General features: G+C 65.7%; 1 protein-coding gene and 1 pseudogene. Both read right to left on the bottom strand.

The features are described from left to right. Positions 1-141: 141 nt before the first annotated feature. The gene (locus AHiyo1_RS11180) at positions 142-1,512 is read right to left on the bottom strand and encodes a bifunctional glycosyltransferase family 2/GtrA family protein (protein ID WP_084784470.1); all 1,371 of its coding nucleotides are present in this window, start codon (positions 1,510-1,512) and stop codon (positions 142-144) included. Between the two features lie 160 nt (positions 1,513-1,672). Next, a pseudogene (locus AHiyo1_RS11185) lies at positions 1,673-2,017 on the bottom strand (hypothetical protein); the annotation flags it as partial.

The raw sequence follows: 2,017 nt of genomic DNA on the forward strand, positions 1-2,017 counted from the left end.
GGCGTATCGGGTCCAGGCGGGGCGTGGCGTCCTGGGTTGACGGGCCTGCCGAGTGGCGCGGTGCGTCGGCAATCCCGACGGCGGGGCCGGCGTCAGCATTTCCGGCGGCGGGTCCTGTGCTTGCGGGAGTAATCGTGGAGGTCATGATGCTGCCGTTTCTGTGCGCGTTTTGGCTTGTGTCCTGGGTTCAGCCGACGGCGCCGCAGGCTGCCGAAAGACCCAAAGGCGGAACAACAGGAAGCGGACTGCCGTGGCGGCGAGGTTCGCTGCGACCACGGTGAGGAGCTCGCCCCAGCGGTCCGGCGTCGTCGTACTGTGCACCAAGGCGAGGGCCCCGGAGGTGAGTGCGAGGCCGATCCCGAAGACGATCAACCCCTCGAAGTGGTGCCGAACGGGATTGCCGCCCTGGATGCCGAAGGTGAAGCGACGGTTGGCGCCGGTGTTGGCGATGGCCGTGACGAGCAGCGCCAGGAAGTTCGCCAGCTGCGGGTCCATGAAGCCGCGGCAGAACAGGAAGATGAGCACATAGGCGAGGGTGGACGCAGCGCCGATCGCGGCGAACCGGACCAATTGCCCGAATAGGCTGCTGCGCGGGCTTTGCTCGGCGATGCGGGACGACGCCGGGAGAGGCCCGCGTGCAAGTGCCGCCCGCAGTTCCGGAATGGGGATGCGGCCCGAGACGAGATCCCGGGTGAGCCGGACCATGCCGCGGATGTCGGCGAGGGCGGTCCGCACCACGTCGACGCTGGAATTGGGATCGTCGATCCAGTCGACGGGAACTTCGTGGACCCGGAGGCCGCAGCGTTCGGCGAGGACCAGGAGTTCGGTGTCGAAGAACCACGAGTTATCCATGGTGTGCGGGAGGATCTGCTGGGCGACGTCTGCCCGGATCGCTTTGAAGCCGCACTGGGCATCGCTGAAGCGGGCACCCATGAACGAGTGCAGCATCAGGTTGTATCCGCGCGAAATGAACTCGCGTTTGGGGCCGCGGACGACCCGCGAGTTACGGGTCAGTCGGGTGCCGATGGCGAGGTCCGAATGGCCGGAGATCAGCGGCGCCAAAAGGGGCGCCAGTGCGGCGAGGTCAGTGGAAAGGTCAACGTCCATGTAAGCCAGAACGGGCGACGGCGATGCAAGCCACACCTTGCGAAGGGCGTTGCCGCGTCCCTTCTCGTCAAGGTGGACAACCGCGAGCTCAGGCAGTTCCCGGGCTACGCGCTCCGCGATTTTCAACGTGCCGTCCGTGCTCGCGTTGTCCGCCACGGTGATGCGGAAGCCATGCGGGAAGGATTCGCGCAAGTGGCCGTGAAGCCTGCGCAGGCACTCTTCGAGATCGCGTTCCTCGTTGAAGACGGGGATGGTGACGTCGAGGACGGGGATGGCGGTGTGGGTGTCCACGGGGGCGCGCCGCCCCGTGCCGCGCTGGATGGGAGTGCTGGGTTGGATGGGAAGGCCCGGCGGCACCACCGCGGGGTCCTTCAGGGTTCCGGAGGTGGATTCGATGAGCGTCATGTATCCAGAGTGCCGTTGCCGAATATGAAGGCTTTAGGCGGAACCTGTGACGTGGCTGTGGATGTGTGACCAGCGTGGCGCATCACTTGCCTGGCCAAGAAACGGAGAGGCCCGCCCCGGAAGGGACGGACCTCGACGTACTTTGTGGTTGGCTCTTGGCTTAGTACCAGTTGTGGGCCAAGTGGAAGGACCATGCCGCGGACGGCGATCCGTAGCGTTCCTTGATGTAGTTCAGGCCCCAGCGGATTTGCGTCTGGTAGTTGGTCTGCCAGTCGGCGCCTTCGGACGCCATCTTTTCGGCCGGCAGCGACTGCCCAATGCCGTAAGCGCCACTGGAGGCGTTGGTGGCAGTGGTGCGCCAATCCGATTCCTTGTTCCACAAAGTGATTAGGGCCGACATTTCGCCCTGGCCCCAACCGTAGGAGGGAAGGATGCTTGCGGCGTAGGCCTGGGCGCCGGAGGGATCATCGACGGCGACGGGTGCAGCCGGTGCCGCTGGAGCAGG

Origin of the sequence: Arthrobacter sp. Hiyo1, assembly GCF_001263615.2 — a bacterium.
Lineage (GTDB): Bacteria > Actinomycetota > Actinomycetes > Actinomycetales > Micrococcaceae > Arthrobacter.

Excerpts from the sequence above, each read along its gene's own strand:
- AHiyo1_RS11180 (WP_084784470.1), bottom strand. The coding sequence starts at position 1,512 with ATGACGCTCATCGAATCCACCTCCGGAACCCTGAAGGACCCCGCGGTG.